This window comes from Streptomyces sp. NPDC091416 (genome assembly GCF_044756845.1).
Taxonomy (GTDB): domain Bacteria; phylum Actinomycetota; class Actinomycetes; order Streptomycetales; family Streptomycetaceae; genus Streptomyces.
In genome coordinates, this window is record NZ_JBIVTU010000007.1 from 11,973 (window position 1) to 37,770 (window position 25,798).

21 protein-coding genes are annotated in these 25,798 nt (G+C 72.6%); 4 read left to right on the plus strand and 17 right to left on the minus strand.

Annotated elements, in window-relative coordinates:
* Nucleotides 1-147: 147 nt before the first annotated feature.
* From ACIQMX_RS21220 to lipB, 4 genes are all read right to left on the minus strand, one after another.
* Complete coding sequence (locus tag ACIQMX_RS21220) at nt 148-858, minus strand: DUF4191 domain-containing protein (RefSeq protein WP_363072875.1); 711 nt, start codon at nt 856-858, stop codon at nt 148-150.
* A gap of 19 nt (nt 859-877) precedes the next feature.
* Nucleotides 878-1,078 (minus strand): hypothetical protein, encoded by a 201-nt coding sequence (locus tag ACIQMX_RS21225; RefSeq protein WP_136330099.1) that lies wholly within the window; start codon nt 1,076-1,078, stop codon nt 878-880.
* 309 nt (nt 1,079-1,387) lie between these two features.
* Nucleotides 1,388-2,353, minus strand: coding sequence for a lipoyl synthase (lipA, locus tag ACIQMX_RS21230; RefSeq protein ID WP_402480199.1), 966 nt, complete (start codon nt 2,351-2,353; stop codon nt 1,388-1,390).
* Between the two features lie 132 nt (nt 2,354-2,485).
* Nucleotides 2,486-3,298: a lipoyl(octanoyl) transferase LipB gene (gene lipB / locus ACIQMX_RS21235; RefSeq protein WP_402480202.1), complete on the minus strand. Its 813-nt coding sequence runs from the start codon at nt 3,296-3,298 to the stop codon at nt 2,486-2,488.
* A gap of 317 nt (nt 3,299-3,615) precedes the next feature.
* Here lipB and ACIQMX_RS21240 point away from each other — a divergent pair, with 317 nt between their 5' ends.
* Nucleotides 3,616-5,274: a regulator gene (locus tag ACIQMX_RS21240; RefSeq protein WP_402480205.1), complete on the plus strand. Its 1,659-nt coding sequence runs from the start codon at nt 3,616-3,618 to the stop codon at nt 5,272-5,274.
* Nucleotides 5,275-5,283: 9 nt separating this feature from the next.
* Here the strand turns inward: ACIQMX_RS21240 and ACIQMX_RS21245 are convergent, their stop codons facing one another.
* Together ACIQMX_RS21245 and ACIQMX_RS21250 are read right to left on the minus strand one after the other, a co-directional pair.
* Nucleotides 5,284-6,630 (minus strand): NAD(P)/FAD-dependent oxidoreductase, encoded by a 1,347-nt coding sequence (locus ACIQMX_RS21245; RefSeq protein ID WP_363078885.1) that lies wholly within the window; start codon nt 6,628-6,630, stop codon nt 5,284-5,286.
* Between the two features lie 191 nt (nt 6,631-6,821).
* Complete coding sequence (locus ACIQMX_RS21250; RefSeq protein ID WP_363078884.1) at nt 6,822-7,721, minus strand: TIGR01777 family oxidoreductase; 900 nt, start codon at nt 7,719-7,721, stop codon at nt 6,822-6,824.
* Between the two features lie 51 nt (nt 7,722-7,772).
* Here ACIQMX_RS21250 and ACIQMX_RS21255 point away from each other — a divergent pair, with 51 nt between their 5' ends.
* A complete protein-coding gene (locus ACIQMX_RS21255) occupies nt 7,773-8,300 on the plus strand; it encodes a GNAT family N-acetyltransferase (RefSeq protein ID WP_402480209.1) in 528 nt (175 codons plus the stop codon).
* A 22-nt stretch (nt 8,301-8,322) separates the two neighbouring features.
* Here the strand turns inward: ACIQMX_RS21255 and ACIQMX_RS21260 are convergent, their stop codons facing one another.
* The 7 genes from ACIQMX_RS21260 to ACIQMX_RS21290 form a co-directional block, all read right to left on the minus strand.
* A complete protein-coding gene (locus ACIQMX_RS21260) occupies nt 8,323-8,844 on the minus strand; it encodes a DUF4240 domain-containing protein (protein WP_363078882.1) in 522 nt (173 codons plus the stop codon).
* A gap of 60 nt (nt 8,845-8,904) precedes the next feature.
* A complete protein-coding gene (locus ACIQMX_RS21265) occupies nt 8,905-9,882 on the minus strand; it encodes a helix-turn-helix transcriptional regulator (RefSeq protein ID WP_402480212.1) in 978 nt (325 codons plus the stop codon).
* A gap of 460 nt (nt 9,883-10,342) precedes the next feature.
* Entirely contained in the window at nt 10,343-13,012 is a 2,670-nt protein-coding gene (gene aceE, locus ACIQMX_RS21270) for a pyruvate dehydrogenase (acetyl-transferring), homodimeric type (RefSeq protein WP_402480215.1), read from the minus strand.
* A 365-nt stretch (nt 13,013-13,377) separates the two neighbouring features.
* Nucleotides 13,378-14,001, minus strand: a complete 624-nt coding sequence (locus ACIQMX_RS21275) for a GntR family transcriptional regulator (RefSeq protein WP_402480218.1) — start codon at nt 13,999-14,001, stop codon at nt 13,378-13,380.
* Between the two features lie 147 nt (nt 14,002-14,148).
* Nucleotides 14,149-15,927 carry a 2-oxoglutarate dehydrogenase, E2 component, dihydrolipoamide succinyltransferase gene (gene sucB, locus ACIQMX_RS21280; RefSeq protein ID WP_402480221.1) on the minus strand — a complete coding sequence of 593 codons (1,779 nt, stop codon included), beginning with the start codon at nt 15,925-15,927 and terminating at the stop codon, nt 14,149-14,151.
* Nucleotides 15,928-15,987: 60 nt separating this feature from the next.
* The gene (gene lpdA, locus ACIQMX_RS21285) at nt 15,988-17,376 is read right to left on the minus strand and encodes a dihydrolipoyl dehydrogenase (protein WP_328948284.1); all 1,389 of its coding nucleotides are present in this window, start codon (nt 17,374-17,376) and stop codon (nt 15,988-15,990) included.
* Nucleotides 17,377-17,711: 335 nt separating this feature from the next.
* Nucleotides 17,712-19,262 carry a leucyl aminopeptidase gene (locus ACIQMX_RS21290; protein ID WP_363070282.1) on the minus strand — a complete coding sequence of 517 codons (1,551 nt, stop codon included), beginning with the start codon at nt 19,260-19,262 and terminating at the stop codon, nt 17,712-17,714.
* A gap of 264 nt (nt 19,263-19,526) precedes the next feature.
* Between ACIQMX_RS21290 and ACIQMX_RS21295 the strand changes: the two genes are divergently transcribed.
* On the plus strand, nt 19,527-20,384 hold the full coding sequence (locus tag ACIQMX_RS21295; protein WP_402480744.1) for an endo alpha-1,4 polygalactosaminidase: 858 nt from the start codon (nt 19,527-19,529) through the stop codon (nt 20,382-20,384).
* A gap of 16 nt (nt 20,385-20,400) precedes the next feature.
* Here the strand turns inward: ACIQMX_RS21295 and cobS are convergent, their stop codons facing one another.
* Nucleotides 20,401-21,180: an adenosylcobinamide-GDP ribazoletransferase gene (gene cobS / locus ACIQMX_RS21300; RefSeq protein WP_402480225.1), complete on the minus strand. Its 780-nt coding sequence runs from the start codon at nt 21,178-21,180 to the stop codon at nt 20,401-20,403.
* Nucleotides 21,181-21,268: 88 nt separating this feature from the next.
* Between cobS and ACIQMX_RS21305 the strand changes: the two genes are divergently transcribed.
* Nucleotides 21,269-22,030, plus strand: coding sequence for a hypothetical protein (locus ACIQMX_RS21305; protein WP_363070286.1), 762 nt, complete (start codon nt 21,269-21,271; stop codon nt 22,028-22,030).
* On the opposite strand, the gene ACIQMX_RS21310 is transcribed toward ACIQMX_RS21305, so the two are convergent.
* From ACIQMX_RS21310 to cobT, 3 genes are all read right to left on the minus strand, one after another.
* Complete coding sequence (locus tag ACIQMX_RS21310) at nt 21,931-22,692, minus strand: hypothetical protein (RefSeq protein WP_402480227.1); 762 nt, start codon at nt 22,690-22,692, stop codon at nt 21,931-21,933. The two genes, ACIQMX_RS21305 and ACIQMX_RS21310, sit on opposite strands and share 100 nt — an antisense overlap.
* On the minus strand, nt 22,689-24,500 hold the full coding sequence (locus ACIQMX_RS21315) for a phosphatidylglycerol lysyltransferase domain-containing protein (RefSeq protein ID WP_363070289.1): 1,812 nt from the start codon (nt 24,498-24,500) through the stop codon (nt 22,689-22,691). The genes ACIQMX_RS21310 and ACIQMX_RS21315 overlap by 4 nt, the downstream gene beginning before the upstream one ends.
* 94 nt (nt 24,501-24,594) lie before the next feature.
* Nucleotides 24,595-25,752, minus strand: a complete 1,158-nt coding sequence (gene cobT, locus ACIQMX_RS21320) for a nicotinate-nucleotide--dimethylbenzimidazole phosphoribosyltransferase (protein ID WP_402480230.1) — start codon at nt 25,750-25,752, stop codon at nt 24,595-24,597.
* Nucleotides 25,753-25,798 lie beyond the last annotated feature (46 nt).

Below are 25,798 nucleotides of genomic sequence, written 5' to 3' on the forward strand. Positions count from 1 at the left end.
GGCGGGGGCGGCGCCGGCCGGCGGGGGGGGCGGGGGGGGGGGGGGCCGCCCCCCCCCCCCCCCCGGCGCGCCCCCCCCCCCCCGGGGGGGGGGGGGGGCCCCCCCCCCCGGGGGCCCCCCCCCCGCCCTCTTCGTGTCCCGGTGCGCTCAGCGCATCTTTCCGCCGCGCGGCATCCGCATGCCCTTCGGCATGGGGCCCTTTGGCAGGGGCATGTTACTCATCAGGTCGCCCATGGCGCGCAGCCGGTCGTTGGCGGCCGTCACCTGCGGGCCGGTCAGGACGCGCGGCAGCTTCAGCATCGTGGTGCGCACCTTCTTCAGCGGCACCTGACCCTCGCCGTTGCCGACGATGATGTCGTGCACGGGTACGTCGACCACGATGCGGGCCATCTTCTTCTTCTCGGCCGCGAGAAGGCTCTTCACCCGGTTCGGGTTGCCCTCCGCCACCAGCACGATGCCCGCCTTGCCCACGGCGCGGTGGACGACGTCCTGGCTGCGGTTCATCGCGACCGCCGGCGTCGTGCTCCAGCCGCGGCCCACGCGGTCCAGCACGGCCGCCGCGGCGCCCGGCTGTCCCTCCATCTGCCCGAAGGCGGCCCGCTCGGCACGTCGCCCGAAGACGATCGCCATCGCGAGGAGGGCGAGCACGAAGCCCAGAATGCCCAGGTAGATCGGGTGGTCGATCAAGAAACCGATCGCGAGGAGGACACCGAAGGTGACGATTCCCACACCCGCGACGACAAGCCCGACCTTGGAGTCGGACCGCCTGGTCATCTTGTAGGTCAGGGCGATCTGCTTGAGCCGCCCCGCGTTCTCGGCGCTGTCCGCGCCTTCAGTGGTTTTTGCCTTCCTCGCCATGCAATGAAGTTTACGTGGCCTAGGAACGGTGGTCGGCCACGGCCTCCAGTACGTACTCGGACTCGACCCGGTCCTTGGCCCGGCGGCGGTCCTCGAGGACCGCCGTCCAGGCGTTTCGGCGGGCGGTCCGCTGGCCGCTGCTCAGCAGCAGCGACTCGACGGCGCGGAGGGCGTCGGTGACGGACGGAAGGGCGGTGGCGCGTACCGGCACGGCCTGCATCGTGGAAGTCCCCTCGGAACGGGTGCGCTCACCGGGCGGTGCCCGGCGGGCGGAGTGTGCTGCGCGGACTGGATACGGGGCGCAGGAGCGACGCGGCCGCGAGAACCGCTGCGCTGCCTGTATCCAGGGTCACTGCCTGGTGTTACCAGTGCGTGACCGGTCGGTCAAACACCAATGAAACCTTGATACGGGCGTCGCGCACGCCGACGCGGCCCATCCGCGCCTCGGACCTGCGAGGAGCGGACGGGCCGCGTCGAATCAGTGGCTACCGATCAGTAGTCTCTTGTGCTCGGATTCACACGAGCGCCGCTACGCGGTCGGTGCCGGAGCCACCGCACCGCGCCGCTCCATCGCCTGCTGGAACAGCCGGCCCGCGCGGTACGAGGAGCGGACCAGCGGTCCGGACATCACGCCGGAGTAGCCGATCGCCTCGGCCTCCTCCTGGAGCTCCACGAACTCGTGCGGCTTCACCCAGCGCTCGACCGGGTGGTGGCGCGGGGTCGGCCGCAGGTACTGCGTGATCGTGATGAGCTCGGTGCCCGCGTCGTGCAGGTCCTTCAGCGCCTGACTGACTTCCTCGCGGGTCTCGCCCATGCCGAGGATCAGGTTGGACTTGGTCACCAGACCGGCCTCGCGGGCGCGGGTGATGACCTCCAGGGAGCGCTCGTAACGGAAGCCGGGGCGGATCCGCTTGAAGATCCGCGGCACCGTCTCTACGTTGTGGCCCAGTACCTCGGGACGCGAGGAGAAGACCTCGGCGAGCTGCCCGGGCTCCGCGTTGAAGTCGGGAATCAGCAGCTCCACCTTGGTGTAGCCGCCCTCCCGCTCCGCCGTCTGCGCGTGGATCTGGCGGACGGTCTCCGCGTACAGCCAGGCGCCGCCGTCCTCCAGGTCGTCGCGCGCGACGCCCGTGATGGTGGCGTAGTTCAGGTCCATCGTGACGACCGACTCGCCGACGCGGCGGGGTTCGTCCCGGTCCAGCGCCTGCGGCTTGCCCGTGTCGATCTGACAGAAGTCACAGCGCCGGGTGCACTGGTCGCCGCCGATGAGGAACGTGGCCTCGCGGTCCTCCCAGCACTCGAAGATGTTGGGGCAGCCGGCCTCCTGGCACACCGTGTGCAGACCCTCGCCCTTGACGAGCTTCTGCAGCTGCTTGTACTCGGGGCCCATCTTCGCCCGGGTTTTGATCCACTCGGGCTTGCGCTCGATGGGGGTCTGGCTGTTCCGGACCTCAAGGCGCAGCATCTTGCGCCCGTCGGGTGCGACAGCGGACACTCCGGCACTCCCCTTTGCTTTCGCTGCATTGGATTCTTCGGCGAACACCAGGGTACGCCCGTTGTTCAAACGGCTTTACGTCTGCCCAACCTGTGGCCGGCAGGGCCTATTCCCGCGGAGGTGTTCCGAGGGTCAGGCCGTGGCCACGACATCGTTCGTACGCTCGATGGTGCGCGGCGCGAGCTCGGCGTTCTCCAGGACGTCCCGGAGGTGTTTCTCGGCGACCGGGAGCACCTCGGCGATGGTGAGGTCGCGGCCCAGTTCGTACGCGAGCGAGGTGACGCCCGCGTCCCGGATGCCGCAGGGCACGATCCGGTCGAACCAGGTGTTGTCCGGGTTCACGTTGAAGGAGAAGCCGTGCATGGTGACGCCCTTGGCGACCCGGATGCCGATCGCGGCGAGCTTGCGGTCCTCGCGGCGCTGGCCGGCGTTGGACGGGGCGTACTCGGGTCCGTTCAGCCGGGCGTCGAACTCCTCGTCCTGCAGCCGGGGGTCGAAGTCGAGCGACAGGCCGCCGATCGCCGGGCGCTGCTCGACCGGGTCGCCCAGGACCCAGACACCGCTGCGGCCCTCGACCCGGCTGGTCGCCACGCCGAACTCGGCGGCCGTAAGGATCAGCGCCTCCTCCAGCCGGCGGACGTGTGCGACGACGTCCACGGGGCGCGGCAGCTTCTGGATCGGGTAGCCGACCAGCTGGCCCGGGCCGTGCCAGGTGATCTTGCCGCCGCGGTCCACGTCGATGACCGGGGTGCCGTCCAGCGGGCGCTCGCTTTCGGCGGTGCGCCGGCCGGCCGTGTAGACGGGCGGGTGCTCCAGCAGCAGGCAGGTGTCGGGGACGGTGTCCTCGAACCGCGCCGCGTGCACCTCGCGCTGCTTCTGCCAGGCCTCCTGGTAGTCGACGGCTTCCTCGCCGAATCCCAGACGGACGAACCGAAGCTCAGTCACGACAGCAGCCTCTCTACTTGCGGTGCCGGGGCCGGGGGTGTCCCGTCGTGCCCGTCACCATGCACGGAATCGCGCCTCCGGCCACTGTACGACCGGCGCCGGAGCGGGGGTCCGGCAGGTGGTTACCGTCAGCGCCGCCCTCAATCCTCACACGATCGGATGAATGTGGGGCGAAGGTGGCCGGGGTTGCCCCGGAGGCCGCTAAATTCGCGCCGTTCCCTCGGGCCCGGCCCAGCACCGCGAAGCCGCGGGGAGAACACAGAACAGTCCCTGAGGGGCTGCCCGCCCGGCCCCGTAGGCAGGAGACCGTACAGCTGATGTCGGAACGACCTCCGCAGCGCACCCCCAACCGCCGACTCGCCTCGCTCATCACCGAAGCCGGGTTCTCCAACGCCGGCCTCGCCCGCCGGGTGGACCAGCTCGGACTCGAACACGGCCTCGACCTGCGGTACGACAAGACCTCCGTGACCCGTTGGCTGCGCGGACAGCAGCCGCGCGGCACCACGCCCGCGCTGATCGCGGAGGTCTTCACCAGGCGGCTCGGCCGCCGGCTCTCCGCGCAGGACCTGGGGCTGGACGCCTGCGCGCCCGTCTACGCGGGTCTGGAGTTCGCGGCCACGCCCGCCGAGGCGGTCGACATCGTCAGCGGGCTGTGGCGCAAGGACTCCGGCAGTCATGTGGAGCTGCGGAAGATCGCCTTCACCCCGGCGGGTCTGGTCGTCCCCAGCCGGGACTGGCTGATCGGCCGGGCGGACGAATGGGTGGGACGGGCCGGAGAGGGCGCCGCCGTCACGGGCGGGGCCGCCAGGGCGCACGGGACCGCGGCGCACGCCGGGCCACGCCCGGCGCCCGGCGCCCTCGGGACGCCGGGCGCCGGGAGCGCTCCCGGCGGGGGCTTCGTGCCCGGGGTGCCCGAACAGGGCGGCGCGCCCGGACCCGGTGTCCGGCACAGCCTGCGCGGGCCCACCCCGTCCCGGCCCGCCGGTCCGCACGGGCCGGGCGGCTCCCCGGCCGCCCCCGGCGCCGGGCCCGTCGGCGTCCCCAGGCAGCGGCAGACCGAACGGGGCTCCGGGCAGAAGGTCAGCAGCGGCGACGTCGCCGCCCTGCGCTCGGTCGCCGAACTCTTCCGCACCCTGGACAACGCCTACGGCGGCGGCCACGCCCGGCAGGCCCTCGTCCGGTACCTGGAGCACGAGACGGAGCCGATGCTGCGCGGCACGTACGGGGAGGCCACCGGGCGCCGGCTCTTCGCAGCCGCCGCCGATCTGACCCGGCTCGCGGGCTGGACCTCGTACGACATCGCGGCCCACGGGCTCGCCCAGCGCTATTTCGTCCAGGCGTTACGGCTGGCCCAGGCCGCCGGTGACCGGGCCTACGGCAGCTTCGTCCTGATCACGATGAGCCGGCAGGCCGTCTACCTCGGGCACGGCCGGGAGGCGGTCCAGCTGGCCCGGGTGGCCCAGCAGGGCGTCGGCTCGGCCGCGCCGCAGGCCGTGCTGGCCCTGCTGCACGCGGTCGAGGCACGTGGGCACGGGGTCCTCGGCGAGGCCAAGGCGTGCGCGGCCTCGCTCACCCGGGCGGAACGCGCGCTGGAGGCCTCCCGGCCCGGCGACGAGGTGCCGTACTGGGCGCGGTACTTCGACGAGGCCCAGCTCGCCGACGAGTTCGGGCACTGCCATCGCGACCTCCAGCAGTACCGGACCGCCGCACAGCACGCGGAGCGCTCGCTCCAGCTGCGCGCCCCCGCGTACGCCCGCAGCCGGCTGTTCTGCCGGGTGGTACTGGCCTCCGCCCGGCTCGGGCTCGGCGAGCTTGACCAGGCCTGCCGGCTGGGTGCGGAAGCCGCGCAGCAGGCCGCCGAGATGCGGTCGGTGCGCGCCACGGAGTACGTACGGGACTTCGAGCGGCGCCTCGAACCCTTCCGGGACGCCGCCGCGGTCCGCGGCTACCGCGAGCGGGTCGCCGCACTGGGATGAGGCGGGGCGTCAGGCCGCCTCCGGGAGTGCCGCGGTGTTTCCGGCCGGTCGCACCCCCAGGTCGCCGAGGATCGCCCCGGCCGCGCGCCGGCCGGAGGACAGGGCTCCCTGCACCGAGCCGGTGTCGCGGTGGTCGCCGCACACGTACAGCCCCGTGAGCAGCCGGACCGGGCGCTGCGGGTCGTGCGGGGGCTCCATGGCGGGCACCGCCTCCGGATCGTGGTGGGCCGCCAGCAGCTCCCAGTCGTCGGTGGGCGTGCCGTAGAGCGCCGCGAGATGCGTGCGGACCGTGCGGTCCAGATCGGGCGGCGGCGTGCCGAGCACCGTCGAGCTGATCAGGACCCGGCCGCGCGGGGCCCGCGACGGATCGACCTCGCTCATCACCGCGGTGTGCGCGACCGGACCCGAGCGGTCGGCGTCCAGGAGCAGCGAGGCGCCGGTCGGCGGGGGAGCGGGGGCGGTGTGGTGGAGCACGGTCACCGGGTGGAAGGGCGGCACGCGCAGACCGGGCAGCAGCTCGGCCGCGGCGCCCGCGCCGGTCGCCAGCAGCAGGGAGCGGCAGCCGATCTCGCCGTGTTCCTTGGTGCGGACCGCGGTGATGTCCGCCGAGGTGACGTGCACGCCGGTGCGTACGGTGCCGGGCGGCAGCGCTGCCGCGAGCAGGTCGGGCAGCGTGGCCGAACCGCCCGACGGTACGCAGAGCCTGCCGCTCGCGTAGCCGCGCAGCGCGAGGTCGGCGCACCGGCTCGACGTGGTGAGCGCGGGGTCGCTGAGCAGCGCCGTGAGCAGGGGGCGCACGAAGCCGTTCAGCGTCCGGGCGGACAGGCCGCGGCCGGCCAGTGCGTCGAGCGCGGCCCGTTCGGGCCGGGCCAGGACGCGGGCCCGGGGGGTGGCCGCGAGCCGGGCCAGCGCCACTCCGAGCCGGGCCTGGTCGATCGCCCCGCCCATGGCCCCGGTGAGGCTGCCGCTCAGAGGGGCCCGGGGGGCGCTCGCGAGGGCGCGCGCTGCCTTGAGCGCGCCCCGTGCGCTGCGTGAGCCCCGGGGGCCCGGTGTCTCTCCGGTCCGGTACCGGCGGCCCTCGCTGTGGACGAGTACGCCGGGATCGAAGTTCCGCAGGACGAGTCCTTCGAGTCCGGGCGTCGCGTACAGCTCCGGATACGAGGTGATGAGAAGCGGTCCTATGTGGTCGAGCCGGAACCCGTCCACCTCGTCGGTCATCATCCGGCCGCCGACCCGTGGGCCGGCCTCCAGGACGCTGACGCTCACTCCCGCACTGGTCAGTTGGTGGGCCGCTGACAGGCCTGCGACCCCGGCCCCGATGATGACGACGTCCGCGTGGTGTGCCGTGCTGAGCACGTGCCCCTCCCCGAGTCGGCGCAACTGGTGGGAGGCTCTTGCCCTCAACCGGCCTCCGGAATGCGCGCGTTCGGCATGAGGCTAGGAGGGTGGCGGGATTCCGCGCAGTCGCGCGCGGGCCGGGGCACCGGTGCACGGGGTCGCACGTCCGTCCGAATGGACCGGCGGAGGACGGTTTCCGGTCGGCGGGGTCAGCGCAGAGCCGCCCGGATGGCGGCGTCGATCCCGGGGAACGCGAACGCGAACCCGGAGTCCAGCAGCCGTGCCGGCAGCACCCGCTGACTGCCCAGCACATCCTCGGCGAAGTCGCCCAGGGCGATGCGGAGCGCAGGCGCGGGAGCGGTGAACAAGGTGGGCCGGCGCAGCACCCGGCCCATCGCCGCCGTGACCTCGCCGTTGGTGACCGGGGCCGGGCCGGTCAGATTGACCGGTCCGGACAGCTCCGGTGTGTCCAGGATGTGCCGCAGGGCCGCGATGTGATCGTGCAGTGCGATGAAGCTCCAGTACTGCCGGCCGTTGCCGAGCCGGCCGCCGAGCCCCGCGCGGAACAGCGGGAAGAGCCGGCCCCAGGCACCACCCTCCCGGGCGACGACCAGTCCGGTACGCGTGTGCACGGTCCGCACCCCGGCCTCCTCCGCGGCGGCCGTGGCTTCCTCCCACTCCACACACAGCGACGGCAGGAACCCGTCGCCGGGCGGCGCGCCCTCGTCCACCGAGCGGTCCCCGGTGTCGCCGTAGAAGCCGATCGCGGACCCGGACAGCAGTACCTTCGGCGGGACGTCCAGCGAGGCGACGGCCTCGGCGATCGCGGCCGTGCCCAGCACCCGGCTGTCCCGGATCTCCCGCTTGTACGCCTCGGTCCAGCGGTGGTCGCCGACCCCGGCCCCGGCGAGATGGACGACGGCGTCGCAGCCCACCAGACCGGCCACGTCCACGTAACCGCGCTGGGGATCCCATTCCACCTCGTCGCCCGACCGCGCGGGGCGCCGGACGAGCCGGACCACCTCGTGCCCGTCGGACCGCAGCGAGCGCACCAGCGCCGCTCCGATGAGTCCGGTCGATCCGGTGACGGCGATACGGGAGTGCGGCATGGGGCCATCCTGCCCCATGCGCCTTCGGCAGCGCGTGTCACAGTGACGCCCATGGCCGAGTCCTTCACCCCTCCCGCACCGTTCGTCCGACCCGCCGTCCTCGAGGACGGCCCCGCCCTCGCGGAGCTCGACCGGAGTACCTGGTCGACGCTGCACGCCGTGACACCGCGGCCGCAGCCGCCGTACGCACCGTTCTTCGACGACCGGCACCTGGCGCGGGACATCCTGGTGGCCGAGGCGGTGAACCCGGCGGGCGGGACGGCCGTCGCCGGGTACGTCCGCCTCGTGCCGCCGACCCCGCTGGCCTGCAACGCGCACGTCCGGCAGATACAGGGCCTCGCCGTGGCCGGCTGGGCGCGGGGCCGCGGCATGGGCCGCACGCTGATACGCGCCGCGTGCGGGGCCGCCCGCAGCCAGGGCGCCAACCGGATCACCCTGCGGGTGCTGGGGCACAACGCGCCCGCCCGCGCGCTGTACGCGTCGGAGGGGTTCGCCGTCGAGGGCGTCCTGCCCGGTGAGTTCTTCCTGGGCGGGCGCTACGTGGACGACGTGATGATGGGCCGGCCGCTCGGCCCGTGACCGGCCCCGGGCCGGCCGCGTCTCACCCGGCGCCGAACCGCTGCCACAGCTCGGGCAGCCGCCCCGCCAGGACCGCGTCGTCCTCGAAGCCGAACGGGGTGCCCTCCGGCTCGGCCGGCTGCGGCGGCAGTCCGAGATCCGGCGCGACCACACCGGTGAGCTGCTCGTACGCCTCGTCGGCGGCGTAACCCAGCTCCTCGGCGTCCCCGTCCAGCTCCCCGTCGAAGTCGTCGAGGAGCTCGGCCAGAGCGTCCGGATCGTGCACCGCGCCCTCGAAGACCTCCCGGCCCTGGCCGATCAGCCAGCAGCGGAAGTAGTCGAAGGCGTCGTCGCTCGCCCCGCCGAGCAGGACGGCGGCGGCCGCCCACAGGTCCCAGCGGTACGCCCGGTTGTAGCGGGCCTCGAAGTGCCGCGCGAAGTCCAGCACGGAATCGGGATCGAGCTGTACCAGCCGTTCGACGAGCAGGTCGGCATGGTCCTCGGGGTCGCCGTCGGCGGCCTCGCGGGTGCTGTCGATGAGCTCCCAGAATTCCGTCTCGTCCATCACGGGTCCAGCATCTGCCCCGGAGACGGCCGATGCACGCCCAGACGCCGAAATGAAGCCTTACGGCCTCACATAGAGCCCGTGCAGCGCCTCGGCGGCTGCCGAGAACCTGTCGCGCAGCGCGGCCGGCTCCAGCACTTCCAACTCCGGCCCCAGGGCCAGCAGCTGACCGAACGCGACGTCCAGGGACTCGACCGGCACGGTGACCGTGACCCATCCGTCGGTCCCGGGCGCACCGGCTCCCGCCAGCGCGTCCCGGGCCGCGATGCGGTCCACGGCGTGCGGCAGCCGGCGCACACCGGCCTCCGAGAGCCGCAGCGTCACCTCGGTCCGCAGGAGCGACCGGGCGAACTGGGCCGCGCGTGCGTCCCAGAACGCGGGCAGGTCGAAGTCCTCGTCCCGGACGAACCGGGTGTCCGACACGGTCACCGCCGTGAAGCGGTCGATCCGGTAGACGCGGAAGTCGTCCTCCGCGCGGGCGCAGAGGTACCAGACACCGGCCTTCAGGACGAGGCCGTACGGGGCCAGCTCACGCACCACCTCGGTCTCCCGGCCGGCCCGCCGGTAGTGGGCGCGGACCGTCCGGTCGTCCCACACCGCCTCGGCCACGGCGGGCAGGAGCTCCGGCGTGGCGGGTTCCTGGTACCAGCCGGGTGCGTCCAGGTGGAAGCGCCGGGCGGCGCCGGCGGAGGCGTCCCGCAAGGAGGGCAGGAGGGCCGCCGACACCTTGAGCCGGGCGGCGGACGCGGCGTCGGCGAGCCCCATCTCGCGCAGGGCGGCGGGCAGGCCGGAGAGGAAGAGGGCCTCGGCCTCGTCACGGGCCAGCCCGGTGAGCCCGGTGCGGTACCCGCCGACGAGCCGGTACCCGCCCGCACGGCCCCGTTCCGCGTAGACGGGGATCCCGGCCTCGGACAGCGCCTGGGCGTCCCGGGTGACGGTCCGTTCCGACACCTGGAGCTCCTGGGCGAGCTGGGCGGCCGTCATGGCGGGGCGGGACTGCAGGAGCAGCACCATTCTGATGAGCCGGGCAGCACGCATGCGGCCATTGTGGCCGCGGGCGGGCGCTGCGTGTGGCCCGGCCCCGCGAGCCTCGGCCTCAGGTGCCGGCCGGGCTGGGTGTGGCCTCAAGCGCCGGCCGGGCTCAAAAGATGTCCTCAATCGCCGGACGGGCTCGAACGTGCGCCCGGCCGGGCTGGGACGTGCGGCTCGACCGGGCTGTCATGCGAGCAGTGGGGCCACACGGCAGCGCATCGGCGTGCAGATCGAGCCCGTCCGGCGATTGCGGACGGGCCCGTGCCGATGATGGCGGTGCTCCGGCGGGGATGCCGAGCCCGTCCGGCGGTGGAGGGCGGAGCGTGGAGGGCAGCCGGGCGCGGGCAGCGCTCCGGCGTGCAGATCGAGCCCGTCCGGCGATTGCGGACGGAGCCGGTGCCGGAGCGGGGCCGACGCATGCGGAGGGCGGGGCGCGGGGAAGTCCCGTGCCCCGCCCTCCGGGACGTCAGAGCCCGTACCGCTCGCGGGCTTCCTTGACCGCCGACGCCGGCACCTCGCCGCGGCGGGCCAGCTGGGCCAGGGCCGCGACCGTGATCGACTGCGGGTCGACGCCGAAGTGGCGGCGGGCCGCGTCACGGGTGTCGGACAGGCCGAAGCCGTCCGTGCCGAGCGAGGTCCAGTCCTGCTCCACCCACTGGCTGATCTGGTCCGGCACCTGGCGCATCCAGTCGCTGACCGCGAGGACCGGACCCGGTGCGCCTTCCAGCGCCTGGGTCACGTACGGCACCCGTACCTCACCGCGGAGCAGCGCCTCGTCGCACTCCAGCGCGTCGCGGCGCAGCTCGCCCCACGAGGTGGCGGACCAGACGTCGGCCGTGACACCCCAGTCCGCGGCCAGCAGCTCCTGGGCCTCCAGGGCCCAGTGGATCGCCGTACCCGAGGCCAGCAGCTGGGCGCGCGGTGCGTCCGCCTTCGCGGGCGCGCCCTCCTTGAACCGGTAGAGGCCCTTGAGGATGCCCTCCTCGATGCCTTCCGGCATTGCCGGCTGCGCCTTCGGCTCGTTGTAGACCGTCAGGTAGTAGAAGACGTTCTCCGCGTCGGGGCCGTACATCCGGCGCAGACCGTCCTGGACGATCACCGCGATCTCGTACGCGAACGCCGGGTCGTAGTTGAGCGACGCCGGGTTCGTGGAGGCGATCAGGTGCGAGTGGCCGTCCGCGTGCTGGAGGCCCTCGCCCGTCAGCGTCGTGCGGCCCGCCGTGGCGCCGACCACGAAGCCGCGGCCGAGCTGGTCGCCGAGCTGCCAGAACTGGTCGCCCGTGCGCTGCCAGCCGAACATCGAGTAGAAGATGTAGAACGGGATCATCGGCTCGCCGTGCGTCGCGTACGACGTGGACGCGGCGATGAAGTCGGCCATCGCGCCGGCCTCGGTGATGCCCTCGTTGAGGACCTGGCCGTCCTTGGCTTCCTTGTAGTACATCAGCTGGTCGCGGTCGACCGGGTCGTACGTCTGGCCCAGCGGCGAGTAGATGCCGGCCGACGGGAACAGCGCCTCCATGCCGAAGGTTCGGGCCTCGTCGGGGACGATCGGAACCCAGCGCTTGCCGGTCTCCTTGTCCCGCATCAGGTCCTTGGCCAGGCGGACGAACGCCATCGTGGTGGCCAGTTCCTGCTTGCCGGAGCCCTTCTTCAGCGCGGCGAACGCGCGCTCCTCGGGCGCGGGCAGCGCCACCGCGTGCACCCGGCGGGCCGGGGCGGGGCCGCCGAGGGCGGCACGGCGTTCCTGGAGGTAGCGGACCTCGACGGAGTCGGCGCCCGGGTGTCCGTACGGCACCAGGCCCTCGTCCAGCTTCGAGTCCGGGATCGGCAGGTCCAGCAGGTCGCGCATGGCGCGGAACTGCTTGCCGTCCAGCTTCTTCATCTGGTGGTTGGCGTTGCGCGACTCGAAGCCCGGGCCGAGCGTGTAGCCCTTCACCGTCTGCGCCAGGATCACGGTCGGCGCGCCCTTGTGCTCCAGGGCCGCCCGGTAGGCCGCGTACACCTTGCGGGCCTCGTGGCCGCCGCGCGAGGTGTGGAAGCACTCGGCGATCTTCGCGTCGGTGAGCAGCTTCGCCAGCTCGGCGAGCGCCGGCTCGGTGCCGAAGAAGTGCTGGCGGATGTAGGCGACGTCGCGCGTGGCGTACGTCTGGAACTGCGCGTCCGGGACCTCACGGAGCCGGCGCACCAGCGCACCCGTGGTGTCGAGCTGGAAGAGCTCGTCCCAGGCGGTGCCCCAGAGCGTCTTGACGACGTTCCAGCCGGCGCCGCGGAAGGCGCCCTCCAGCTCCTGCACCACGCGGAAGTTGGCGCGGACCGGACCGTCGAGGCGCTGCAGGTTGCAGTTGATGACGAAGGTCAGGTTGTCGAGCTGCTCACGCGCCGCGAGGGCGAGGGCGGCGGTCGACTCGGGCTCGTCCATCTCGCCGTCGCCCAGGAAGGCCCAGACGTGCGAGTTCGACGTGTCCTTGATGTTGCGGTTGGTCAGGTAGCGGTTGAAGCGCGCCTGGTAGATGGCCGAGAGCGGGCCGAGGCCCATCGACACGGTGGGGAACTCCCACAGCCAGGGCAGCCGCCGCGGGTGCGGGTAGGACGGCAGACCGTCGCCGCCCGCCTCCTGGCGGAAGTTGTCGAGCTGCTGCTCGCTGAGCCGGCCGTCGAGGAAGGCACGGGCGTAGATGCCGGGGGAGGCGTGGCCCTGGATGTAGAGCTGGTCGCCGGAGCCGTCCCCCTCCTTGCCGCGGAAGAAGTGGTTGAAGCCGGTCTCGTACAGCCAGGCCGCCGAGGCGAAGGTCGCGATGTGGCCGCCGACGCCGAAGCGGGAGCCACGGGTGACCATCGCGGCCGCGTTCCAGCGGTTCCACGCGGTGATCCGCGATTCCATCTCCAGGTCGCCGTCGAAGGCGGGCTCCGCGGCGGTGGGGATGGAGTTGACGTAATCGGTCTCCAGCAGCTTGGGCAGCGCGAGACCGGCGCCCTCGGCGTGCTGGAGCGAGCGGCGCATCAGATACGCGGCACGGTGCGGGCCCGCGGCCTTGGTGACGGCATCCAGGGAGGCCGCCCATTCAGCGGTCTCCTCCGGGTCGCGGTCCGGGAGCTGGTCGAGCTCGCTCGGAAGCTTTCCTACGGGGTCGGTCATGATCGCCGCCTTCCGGTGAGGAGGGGGGTGGAGAAGTCCCTGACTGGCAGGACAGGGCGATGGGGCCGGTGGGCCCGCGGAGTGAACTGTAAGGCTCCGATCGATGATCGATCAAAGGATGAAAGGCAAAACTTCTCGATATGAAGAAAGTGGCATGGGGTGCCGCGAAATGGGGCACGGAGTGACGGGATTTATCGGACTAATCGGTCGCTCGTCCGCACAGGCGAGCGCCTCCCGCTACACATGCGCACCGCGGTGCGCGCAGGCCTCACGCGGGCCGGCCCCGGCCTTGGGCGCGCGCAGTCTCGACCTCCGTGGGGCCTGCCGTGCGGAGCCTCGACCTCGGGCGCACACGGGCCCCGGCCTCAGGCGCGCGGCGCGCAGCCGAGTACGTGGGCCTTGACCAGCACCCCGATGTCCGGGTCCTTCCGCAGGAACGCCTCGATGAGCGCCTCGTGCTCCTCGGCGTACGACTTCTGCACCGTGCCCAGCCAGCGGATCGAGAGCGCCGTGAAAACCTCGATGCCCAGCCCCTCCCAGGTGTGCAGCAGGACCGCGTTGCCGGCCGCCCTGACCATCTCCCGGTGGAAGCCCACCGTGTGGCGCACCTGCGCCTCGCCGTCGGCCAGGCGGTCCGCCGCGTACAGCGCCGTCACGTGCGGGGCGAGCCGTGAGCAGTCCTCGCCGAGCCCCGGGGCCGCCAGTGCGGCGGCGATCTGCTCCAGGCCGGCCCGTACCGGGTAGCTCTCCTCCAGATCGGCAGCCGTGAGGTTGCGGACCCGGACGCCCTTGTTGGGCGCCGACTCGATCAGCCGGAGCGTCTCCAGCTCGCGCAGCGCCTCGCGCACGGGGGTCTGGCTGACCTCCAGTTCGGTGGCGATGCGCCGCTCCACGATCCGCTCACCCGGCTTCCATCGCCCGCTGACGATCCCGTCCACGATGTGCTCGCGGATCTGTTCGCGCAGCGAGTGGACGACGGGCGGGGTCATGAGTGGCTCCTTCGGGGCAAACCGGTGCTGCCTGCACCAACTCGGCGGCCGGAGCGACCGGTGGTGCCTAGACAATACGGCGGCGCCCCCGCCCGGGAGTGTTCCGGACGGGGGCGCCGCTGGTGAGGCTGGTTACAGCCGCGGTGTTCAGAGGCCGAGCTCGACCTCGAACTCACCGGCCTCCAGGATCGCCTTGACCGAGGTCAGGTAGCGGGCGGCGTCCGCGCCGTCCACCAGACGGTGGTCGTAGGAGAGCGAGAGGTACGTCATGTCGCGGACGCCGATGACGGTGCCCTCCTCGGTCTCGATGACCGCGGGACGCTTGACGGTGGCGCCGATGCCCAGGATGGCTGCCTGGTTCGGCGGCACGATGACGGTGTCGAACAGCGCACCGCGCGAGCCGGTGTTGCTGATGGTGAAGGTGGCACCGGACATGTCGTCCGGAGTCAGGCCGCCACCGCGGGCCTTGCCGGCCAGCTCGGCGGTCTTCTTCGAGATGCCGGCGATGTTGAGGTCGCCCGCTCCCTTGATGACCGGGGTCATCAGACCCTTCTCGGCGTCCACGGCGATGCCGATGTTCTCCGAGTCGAAGTACGTGATCGTGCCTTCGTCCTCGTTGATCCGGGCGTTGACGACCGGGTGGGCCTTCAGCGCCTGGGCGGCGGCCTTGACGTAGAACGGCATCGGGGAGAGCTTGACGCCCTCACGGGCCGCGAACGCGTCCTTCGCCTTGTTGCGCAGCTTCATCAGCTTGGTGACGTCGACCTCGACGACCGAGGTCAGCTGGGCCTGCGAGTGCAGCGCCTTCATCATGTTGTCGCCGATGACCTTGCGCATGCGGGTCATCTTGACCGTCTGACCGCGCAGCGGGGACGCCTCGAGCTTCGGCGCGGCCTTGGCCGCCGGGGCGGCGGCGGCCGGAGCCGGAGCGGCAGCGGCGGCCTTGGCGGCCTCCGCGGCGGCGACGACGTCCTGCTTGCGGATACGGCCACCGACACCGGTGCCCTTGACCGCGCCCAGGTCGACGCCGTTCTCGGCGGCGAGCTTGCGGACCAGCGGCGTGACGTACGCGCCGTCGTCACCGGAGGTCGCGGCCGGAGCGGCCGGGGTGACCGGAGCCGCGGCCACGGGTGCCGGAGCGGCCGGGGCCGGGGCGGCGGCGGGCGCGGCGGGAGCCACCGGAGCCGGAGCCGGGGCCGGGGTGGCCGGTGCGGGGGCGGCCGGAGCCGGAGCGGCCGGAGCCGCGGCGGGTGCCGGGGCGGCGGCCGGGGCCGGAGCGGCAGCGGCCGGAGCGGCGGCCGGGGCGGCACCGGGAGCACCGATGACGGCCAGCTTGGCGCCGACCTCGGCGGTCTCGTCCTCGGCGACGACGATCTCCAGCAGCACGCCGGAGACCGGCGCCGGGATCTCGGTGTCGACCTTGTCCGTGGAGACCTCGAGCAGGGGCTCGTCCTCCGTGACCTCCTCGCCGACCTCCTTCAGCCAGCGGGTGACGGTGCCCTCGGTGACGCTCTCGCCGAGCGCCGGGAGGGTGACGTCGGTGCCGGAGGCACCGCCGGCCGGGGCGGCGGCCGGAGCCTCGGCCGCGGGGGCCGGTGCCGGTGCCGCGGGGGCCTCGGCGGCGGGCGCCGGGGCCGGGGCGGCCTCGGGCTCGGCGGCCGGAGCCGCGGCGGGTGCCGGGGCGCCGGTGCCGTCGTCGATGACGGCCAGCTCGGCGCCGACCTCGACGGTCTCGTCCTCGGCGACCTTGATGGAGGCCAGGATGCCGGAGGCGGGGGCCGGGATCTCGGTGTCGACCTTGTCGGTCGATACCTCGAGCAGCGGCTCGTCGGCCTCGACGCGCTCGCCCTCAGCCTTCAGCCAGCGGGTGACGGTGCCCTCGGTGACGCTCTCGCCGAGCGCCGGAAGGGTTACGGAAACCGACATGGTTTCAGTTGCTCCTAACGAAAATGCGGAAGTGGTCGGTCGTCGCGCCCGGTCGACTGATCAGTCGTGGGAGTGCAGGGGCTTGCCGGCGAGGGCCAGGTGGGCCTCGCCCATCGCCTCGTTCTGCGTCGGGTGGGCGTGGATGAGCTGCGCGACCTCGGCCGGCAGCGCCTCCCAGTTGTAGATCAGCTGGGCTTCGCCGACCTGCTCGCCCATACGGTCACCCACCATGTGGACGCCGACCACGGCACCGTCCTTGACCTGGACGAGCTTGATCTCGCCCGCGGTCTTGAGGATCTTGCTCTTGCCGTTGCCCGCGAGGTTGTACTTCAGCGCCACGACCTTGTCCGCGCCGTAGAGCTCCTTGGCCTTGGCCTCGGTGATGCCCACGGAGGCGACCTCGGGGTGGCAGTACGTCACCTTCGGGACACCGTCGTAGTCGATCGGGACGGTCTTCATGCCGGCCAGACGCTCCGCCACGAGGATGCCCTCGGCGAAGCCGACGTGCGCCAGCTGAAGGGTCGGGACCAGGTCGCCCACGGCCGAGATCGTCGGCACGTTCGTCTGCATGTACTCGTCGACGAGGACGTAGCCGCGGTCCATCGCGACGCCCGCCTCCTCGTAACCGAGGCCCTGCGAGACCGGGCCGCGGCCGATCGCGACGAGCAGCAGCTCCGCCTCGAAGGTCTTGCCGTCGGCGAGGGTCACCCGGACGCCGTCCTGGGTGTACTCGACACCCTGGAAGAACGTGCCGAGGTTGAACTTGATGCCGCGCTTGCGGAACGCGCGCTCAAGGAGCTTCGAGCTGTTCTCGTCCTCGACCGGGACCAGGTGCTTCAGGCCCTCGACGATGGTGACGTCGGTGCCGAAGGACTTCCACGCCGAGGCGAACTCGACGCCGATGACGCCGCCGCCCAGCACGATCGCGGACTTCGGGACGCGGTCCAGCTTCAGCGCGTGGTCCGAGGAGATGACGCGGTTGCCGTCGATCTCCAGGCCCGGGAGCGACTTCGGCACGGAGCCGGTCGCCAGGAGCACGTGGCGGCCCTGGATGCGCTGGCCGTTCACGTCCACCGAGGTGGGGGAGGAGAGCCGTCCCTCACCCTCGATGTAGTGCACCTTGCGGGAGGCGATGAGCCCCTGCAGACCCTTGTACAGGCCCGAGATCACGTCGTCCTTGTACTTGTGGACGGCCGCCATGTCGATGCCCTCGAAGGTGGCCTTGACACCGAACTGGTCGGCCTCGCGCGCCTGGTCCGCGATCTCACCGGCGTGCAGCAGGGCCTTCGTGGGGATACAGCCGTTGTGCAGGCAGGTGCCGCCGACCTTGCCCTTCTCGATCAGAGCGACGTCCAGGCCCAGCTGCGCTCCGCGCAGGGCCGCGGCATAACCGCCGCTACCACCGCCGAGGATCACTAGGTCGAAAACGGTGCTGGCGTCGTTCGCCACGTCACGTCCTCCATGCATGTGCGCCGTATGCCGGGCCCCGTCATCGGGGTGTGACCGGCCGGTCGGCTGGTGTTCGGCCGCTTTTGTCATTCGGCCCTGTGGTGGGGGCCCTGTCCTGCCGAGAACCCATCTTCGCACTTGTTGACGGTGGGCGGGACGCGGGGCCCGTGTCTGAGACGGATGATCGTCCGTCCCAGTGGGTTACCGCTGCGTAGGGACAGGCCGATTCCGTCGGGTTTCGTCGAGAGCGAAACCGCCCGGGCCCTGCCGCGGTGCCGTGGGTGCAACACGTACGGCCCCGGACGTATGCCCGGGGCCGTACATCAGCGTCGAGCTCAGCCGAGGTCTCCGGCCGCGGTGCGCTCCGCCAGCTTCACCAGGGTGCGGACCGCGGATCCGGTCCCGCCCTTCGGCGTGTAGCCGTACGGCGCGCCCTCGTGGAAGGCCGGACCGGCGATGTCCAGGTGCGCCCAGGCGATGCCCTCGCCCACGAACTCCTGAAGGAACAGACCGGCCACCAGACCGCCGCCCATCCGCTCGCCCATGTTGGCGATGTCGGCGGTCGGGGAGTCCATGCCCTTGCGCAGGTCGGCCGGGAGCGGCATCGGCCAGGAGGCCTCACCGACCTCGTCGGCGATCTCGTGGATCGACGTACGGAACGCGTCGTCGTTCGCCATGATGCCGAAGGTGCGGTTGCCCAGGGCCAGCACCATCGCGCCGGTCAGGGTCGCCACGTCGACGATCGCGTCCGGGTTCTCCTCGGAGGCGCGGGTCAGCGCGTCGGCGAGGACGAGCCGGCCCTCGGCGTCCGTGTTGAGGACCTCGACGGTCTTGCCGCTGTACATGTGGAGCACGTCACCGGGACGGGTGGCGTTGCCCGACGGCATGTTCTCGGCCAGCGCCAGCCAGCCGGTGACGTTGACCCGCAGGCCCAGACGGGCGGCCGCGACGACGGCCGCGAACACGGCGGCCGCGCCGGCCATGTCGCACTTCATCGTCTCGTTGTGACCGGCGGGCTTCAGCGAGATGCCGCCCGAGTCGTAGGTGATGCCCTTGCCCACCAGGGCCAGGGTCTTCTCCGCCTTCGGGTGCGTGTAGGCGAGCTTCACCAGGCGCGGGCCGCGGGCCGCGCCCTGGCCGACGCCGAGCAGACCGCCGTAGCCGCCCTTGACGAGCGCCTTCTCGTCGAGGACCTGCACCTTGATGCCGTGCTCCTTGCCGGCGGCCGTGGCCACGGCGGCGAAGGACTCGGGGTACAGGTCGTTCGGCGGGGTGTTGATCAGGTCGCGGGCGCGGTTGATCTCCTCGACCAGCGCGACGGCGCGCTCGGCGGCGGCCTTGAAGGCCTTGTCGCGCGGCTTGGCGCCGAGGACGGCGACCTCGGCGAGCGGCAGCTTCGGGCCGTCGGCCTTGGCGCCCTTGGGGGCGAGCTTGTTCTCGCCGCCCTGGTAGGCGGTGAAGGCGTACGCGCCCAGCAGGGCGCCCTCCGCGATGGCCTCGGCGTCCTCGACGGAGGCGATGGGCAGTGCGAAGCCGGCCTTCTTCGAGCCGCTGAGCGAGCGTGCGGCGGAGCCCGCGGCCCGGCGCAGCGTCTCGGTGTCGTACGCGCCGTCCTTCTCCGGGACCGGGCCGAGTCCGGCCGCGATGACGACCGGGACCTTCAGGCCGTCGGGTGCGGGGAGCTTGGTCAGTTCGCCCTCGGCACCGGAGGCGCCCAGGGTCGCCAGGACGGTGGCGAGCTTTCCGCCGAACGCCTTGTCCACGGCCTCGGCGCCCGGAGCCAGGACCAGGTCCCCGGACTTGGAGCCGCCCTTGGCGACGCCGACGACGAGCGCGTCGGCGCGCAGCGTCGCCGCACCGGCAGTGCTGAGAGTGAGAGCAGTCACGGTGGTGAAATCTCGCTTCCGTTGAGTTCTTTTTCGGCCTGTGCCGGTCGAGGGGGTGGCCGACCGTGCCCGGCGCATCGTAGACGCCGCCCGCGATGTGCCGGGAATGAGCCTACGCGCGCCTTTGCTGCCCGATTACGGCGGCGGGGCGTCAGCGCTCCGTGGCGGCCGTACGGTTGTCATACCGGGATGATCTTCCCGGCGGAACGGACCGCGACCGCACAGGCGTTGACGGACGTCCTGCGCATGGACCCAGGGGGAACGATGGACGACCGGATGGCCGCCCGGGCGAGCGGCCGGCCGAGGGCGCTGCCCGCCACCGTACTGATTCTGTTGCTGATGCTGGCCGGCTGCACCTCGGCGCCCGGCTCCGCCCCGCCGCCCGCCTCCTCCGGCCGGTCCGCGCCGGCGCGCTGGCAGCCGGAGCCGGGCACCGACTGGCAGTGGCAGCTCTCCGGCCGGCTGGACACCTCCGTGGACGCCCCGGTCTACGACATCGACGGCTTCGACCACAAAGCGGCGCGCGTGGCCGAGCTGCACCGCAAGGGGCGCAAGGTCATCTGCTACCTCTCCACGGGAGCCTGGGAGGAGTTCCGCCCGGACGCGGCGAGGTTCCCCACCGCGGTCCTCGGCAAGGGCAACGGCTGGAAGGGGGAGCGGTGGCTCGACATCCGGCGCACCGACGTCCTGGAGCCGCTGATGGAGAGCCGGATCGCCATGTGCGCGAAGAAGGGCTTCGACGCGGTCGAGCCCGACAACATGGACGGCTACCGCAATCCGAGCGGCTTCCCGCTGACCGCCGCCGACCAGCTGCGCTACAACCGGCTCATCGCCCGCATCGCCCACCGCCACCACCTCGCCGTCGGCCTGAAGAACGACCTGCCCCAGATCCCCGAGCTGGTGGGCGACTTCGACTTCGCGGTCAACGAACAGTGCGCCCAGTACGAGGAGTGCGAGGAACTCTCCCCGTTCATCGAGGCCGGGAAGGCGGTCTTCCACGTGGAGTACGAGCTGCCCGTGGCACGCTTCTGCGGGGAGTCCCGGCGGCTGGGGCTGAGCTCGCTGCTGAAGAAGTACGAGCTCGGCGTCTGGCGGGAGCAGTGCCCGGCGGCGGGCGCCTGACCGAAGGTCCAGGGGCTCAGCCGAGCGCCAGCCCCACGAGCGTCACCGTCGCCGCCGTCTCCGCCAGCGCGCCGAACACATCGCCGGTCACCCCGCCGAAGCGCCGCACACAGTGCCGCAGCAGCAGCTGGGCAACCACGAGCGCGGCCGGGACGGCGAGGGCGTACCGCAGTGCCCCGTACCCGCCGAGCAGCGCCCCGGCGCCCGCGCAGACCGCCACGGTCAAGGCCGCGGCCGCCGCCGCGCCGGCCGCGGGGACCGTGCCCGCGACCGCGGCGCCCAGTCCTTCCGGCCGGGCCGCGGGGACGCCGCGCCGGGAGGCCAGGGTGAGCGCGAGCCGGGCGACGGCACCGGACACGGCGGCCGCCACCGCGCCCTGCGCCCAGCCCTGTGCGTACAGCTGCTGAAGGACCGCCACCTGGGCGAGCAGGACGAACAGCAGGGTGATCACACCGAACGGCCCAATGTCCGACTGCTTCATGATCCGCAGCGCGTCGTCGGCCGGCTTGCCGCTGCCCAGCCCGTCGGCGGTGTCCGCGAGACCGTCCAGATGCAGCCCCCGGGTGAGGGCCGCCGGGACGGCTGCCGAGGCCACCGCGGCGAGCAGCGGCCCCGAGCCCAGCAGCAGCAACAGGCTGCCGGGCACCGCCGCGAGCACCCCCACGACGAGGCCCGCCAGTGGGGCGCAGAGCATTCCGGCCCGGGCGGTCTCGCGGTCCCAGCGGGTGACGCGGACGGGGAGCACGGTGAGGGTGCCGAAGGCGAAACGCAGGCCGTGGCTGTTCAGGGAGGTCACGGCGCGCAGGCTAATCGGTGGGCGGGGCCGATAGATTGTCCGGAACGCAATGAAGCGGGGCAGAAGCGACTTATCGGGAGTGGGTGGGATGGGTCACTGGTTCGATCGGAACATCATCGAGCCGGGGAAGCTGCCCCTGCTCCTGTCCCTGACCGCCTTCGTGCTGACGTTCGCGATCACCCGGGTCATCACCCGGATGATCCGGGCCGGCAAGGGGCCGTTCGGCAACATCACGCCCGGCGGGGTCCATGTCCACCACGTGGTGCCGGGTGTCGTGCTGAGCGTGGTGGGCGGGTTCGGCGCGGTGGCGAGCGGAAAGCACGGCTTCGCGGCCGGGGCCTGCGCGGTCGTCTTCGGCATGGGCGCGGGGCTGGTGCTGGACGAGTTCGCGCTGATCCTGCACCTGGACGACGTGTACTGGACCGAGGAGGGCCGTCAGAGCGTGGAGGTGGTGGTCCTCACCGCCGCCCTCGTCCTGCTGGTGCTCGGCGGGTTCTCGCCGCTCGGCGTGGACGATCTGAGCGACGATCAGCAACAGGGCCGGCTCGGCGTCGTCCTCACGCTCGTCGTCAACTTCTGCTTCGTGCTGATCGCCCTGTTCAAGGGCAAGGCGCGGATGGCGGTGGTCGGCACCCTGATCCCGTTCGTCGCCCTGATCGGCGCCGTCCGCCTCGCCCGGCCGACCTCGATGTGGGCCAAGCGGTTCTACCGCAACCGGCACCGGGCCCGGTCCCGTTCGGTCCTGCGCGCCTACCACCACGACGTGCGCTGGGCCGGGCCGCGGCGCAGGTTCCAGGACCTGATCGGCGGCGCACCCGACCGCGTCCCGGCCCCCACCTCCAAACCCTGACGGCACCGCCCCGCGCGCAGGGCCGGTACCGCGCACAGCGCGAGTGCCGCCGCGACGGCCACCAGGTGCTCCCTGCCCGCCAGGTTGTCCTTCACCGCGACCTCCACCACCATCGCCACGACGACCAGCCCGCCGGTGAACCAGGCGCGGTGGGCGAAGCAGACGCAGACGGCCAGGGCGACCACGGCCGCCGACGGCCCGGTGTCGACGACCCGGGCGTCGGAGCCGGGCAGGCCCAGGAACCCGTCGGGGCCGACCGCGACGCCGATCCGTGCGTACAGCGTCCCGGCCGGCGTCGCGACGTACGCGATCAGCAGCGTCCGCCACCGGCCCAGGCAGATCTCGGCGGTCCCGAACACCAGCAGCACCTGCGCCAGGGCGCCCCAGACCGGCAGGTCGAGCGCCGGGACGAACAGGGACAGCGGGGTACGCAGCAGCGCCGCCGGGAGCGGATCCTCGGCCCGTACGGCCCCGAGCGCCTGCACCGGCCCATAGCCCCAGGAACTGTTCTGCACCATCTGGAGCAGTGCCGTCAGACAGACCGCGGCCAGGGTCATCGGGACGGCCCGCAGCCGCTCGGTGGCGACCGCCGTGCGTACGGCCGCCCACAGCGGACCCCACTCCCGGCGGGCCGCCCGCCCGAGCGGCCGCATCCGTCTCATGCGCGCGGTCCGAGCTTCGAGCGGTGCAGCCACTTGGGCAGTCCCGGCGCCTCCAGGAAGCCTTCGGCGCGCCCCGCGGCGATGCCGATGCGGGGCAGGTCCGCACTCTTCTCGAAGAGCAGGTAGCGCGGTTCCCAGATCGGCCGGTACTTGGCGTTGGCGCGGTAGAGCGACTCGATCTGCCACCACCGCGAGAAGAAGCTGAGGAGCGAACGCCACAGCCGGAGCACCGGCCCGGCGCCGAGCCGTGATCCGCGCTCGAAGACGGATCGGAACATCGCGAAGTTCAGCGACACCTGGGTGACGCCGATCTTCTCGGCACGTTGCAGGAGTTCGATGACCATGAACTCCATCAGGCCGTTCTCGGCGTCCCGGTCACGGCGCATCAGGTCCAGCGAGAGGCCGTGCGGGCCCCAGGGGACGAAGCTGAGCACGGCGCGCAGCGCACCGGCTCCGCCGCCCCCGGCCGTGGCCGCGCCGGTGTCGCGGCATTCGAGCATGACGCACTGTCCGTCGGCCGGGTCGCCGAGCCGGCCCAGCGCCATGGAGAAGCCGCGTTCGGTCGCGCCGTCCCGCCAGTCGTCGGCCCGGCGCACCAGTTCGGCCATCTCGGCCGCGGGAATGTCCTCGTGCCGGCGCACCGTCACCTCGTAACCGGCCCGTCTCACCCGGTTGTACGCCTGGCGGACGGTCCGCATCGCCCGGCCCTCCAGGGTGAACTCGGACGTCTCCACGATCGCCTCGTCGCCCAGCTCCAGGGCGTCGAGACCGTGCCGGGCGTAGATCGTGCCGCCCTCCTCGCTGACCCCCATTGCCGCCGGGATCCAGCCGTGTGCGCGTGCTTCGGCGAGCCAGGGGCCGATCGCCCCGGGCCAGGCCTCGGGGTCGCCGATCGGGTCGCCGGAGGCCAGCGAGACGCCGCCGACCACCCGGTAGGCGACGGCGGCCTTCCCGGTCGGGGACCAGACGACGCTCTTCTCGCGGCGCAGCGCGAAGTAGCCGAGCGAGTCCCGCTCGCCGTGCCGGGCGAGCAGGGCGCGCAGCGCCGCCTCGTCCTCGGGAGTGATCGGGTCGACCGCGCGGCGGGCCCGGAAGGCCGCGTACACGACCGCGACGAGCAGCAGCGTGGAAAGGATGTTGATGACGACGTTCACCCAGCCCGGCGTGGTGATGCCGGGATACCGCGAGTCGTCGGCGGCGACGGAGACCAGACGCAGCGCGCCGTAGCGCCAGCGGTCGAGGAACGTCGAACGGTAGTCGTCGTGCGCGGTGTTGGTGAGCGTGACCAGGCCTGCGGCGATGAGCGAGGTGACCAGCAGTCCGCCGACCGCCACCAGCGCGGCCAGCTTCGGATTGGACCGGTCGCCCTTCGCGTAGAACTCCCGCCGGCCGAGGACGAGCGCGAGGACGAACGCGGCGGTCAGGGCGAGCGAGATCCAGTTCTGCGGATACCGCCGCACCTCCGGGAAGCCGATCACCGATGCGAAGAGCAGCAGGGTGAGGCCGCTCAGCACCGTGTTGACGATCCACGCGGCCCGTTTGCGCCGTCTCATCGTGACCGCGAGGAACAGGGCGACGACGCCGGAGGAGAAGCCCGCGGTGAGCAGGTAGGGCGTGAAGTAGTTCTCGGTGTTGTGGCGTCGGAGGTCCTGGCCGAAGGTGACCCAGACGGCGCTGAGGAAATTGACGAACGACACGACGCGCAGATACCAGATGGCGAAGGCCGCGCCCCGCCGCGACCGGCCGGTGCTCTGCGGACGGACGGCAGTCCGGGCGGATTCCTCGCTGGCCAAGCAGACCTCTCCCATGAAAAGCGATCATATGGGGCATCGCGTTTCATGAAAGGGGCCGCGCTGCGCAGGTGTCCGGACGGCCGCAGTCCCGTCGGTCAGCCGCCGCTCGTCACTCCCCGGCCGGGGAGCCCGCGCCGTCGGACGTCGCGCCCTCGTCCTTCACGTCGTCCTTCATGCCGTCCTCCGCGTCGTCCTGCGCTCCGTCCTGCGCTTCGTCCTCGTCGGTTTCCGGCGTACGCTCGGGCAGTTCGGCCGCCAGCGCGGCCGCGGCCTGGACGAACGGGAGCGCGAGCAGCGCCCCGCTTCCCTCGCCGACGACGACGCCGTGGTCCAGCAGCGGATTGAGCGCCATCCGGTCCAGCGCCTTCGCCTGCGCCGGCTCCCCGCTCAACTGCCCCGCCAGCCACCAGTCCGGCGCCCGGAACGCGGACCGCTGTCCGACCAGCGCACACGCCGCGGAGACCACCCCGTCCAGGATCACCGGGAGCCGGCGCACCGCGCACTGCAGCAGGAAGCCGGTCATCGCGGCCAGATCCGCGCCGCCCACCGTGGCCAGCAGCTCCAACTGGTCGCCCAGCACCGGCCTGGCCCGGCGCAGCGCGTCACGGACCGCCGCGCACTTACGCATCCAGGCCAGGTCGTCGATGCCCGCACCGCCGCGCCCGGTGACCACCGAGGCGTCGGTGCCGCACAGCGCCGCGATCAGTGTGGCCGCGGCCGTCGTACCGCCCACGCTCAGATCGCCGAGCACCACCAGATCGGTGCCCGAGTCGGCCTCCTCGTCGGCGATCGCCATGCCGAGGCGCACCGCCTGCTCGGCCTCCTCGGACGTCATCGCGTTCTCGACGTCGATCCGGCCGCTGCCGCGCCGCACCCGGGTCCGGACGACCGCTTCCGGAAGCAGGTCCGGCTCGCAGTCCAGCCCGGCGTCGACGATCCGCACCGGCACGGAGAACCGGCGGGCCAGCACGGCGAGCGGCGTCGCGCCGTCCAGCGTGGCGCGCACCAGCTCGTGCGCGGTGCCGGCCGCGCGGCCGGACACGTCCAGCTGCGCGACCCCGTGATCACCGGCGAACAGCACCACGCGGGCCTGTTCGATCGCTCGGACCGGCACGGCCTGCTGGGCGGCCGAGAGCCATTCGCCCAGCTCGTCGAGGCGGCCGAGGGCACCCGGCGGCACGATGAACCGCTCCCGGCGTTCCTCGGCATCGCGCCGTACACCCCCGTCGGGGCGTTCGATCAGGTCGGAGAAGTCGTCCAGATTCACGGGGGTCTGCCTCGCGGTTCGATACGTGGTGTGGGCCGGGGAGCCG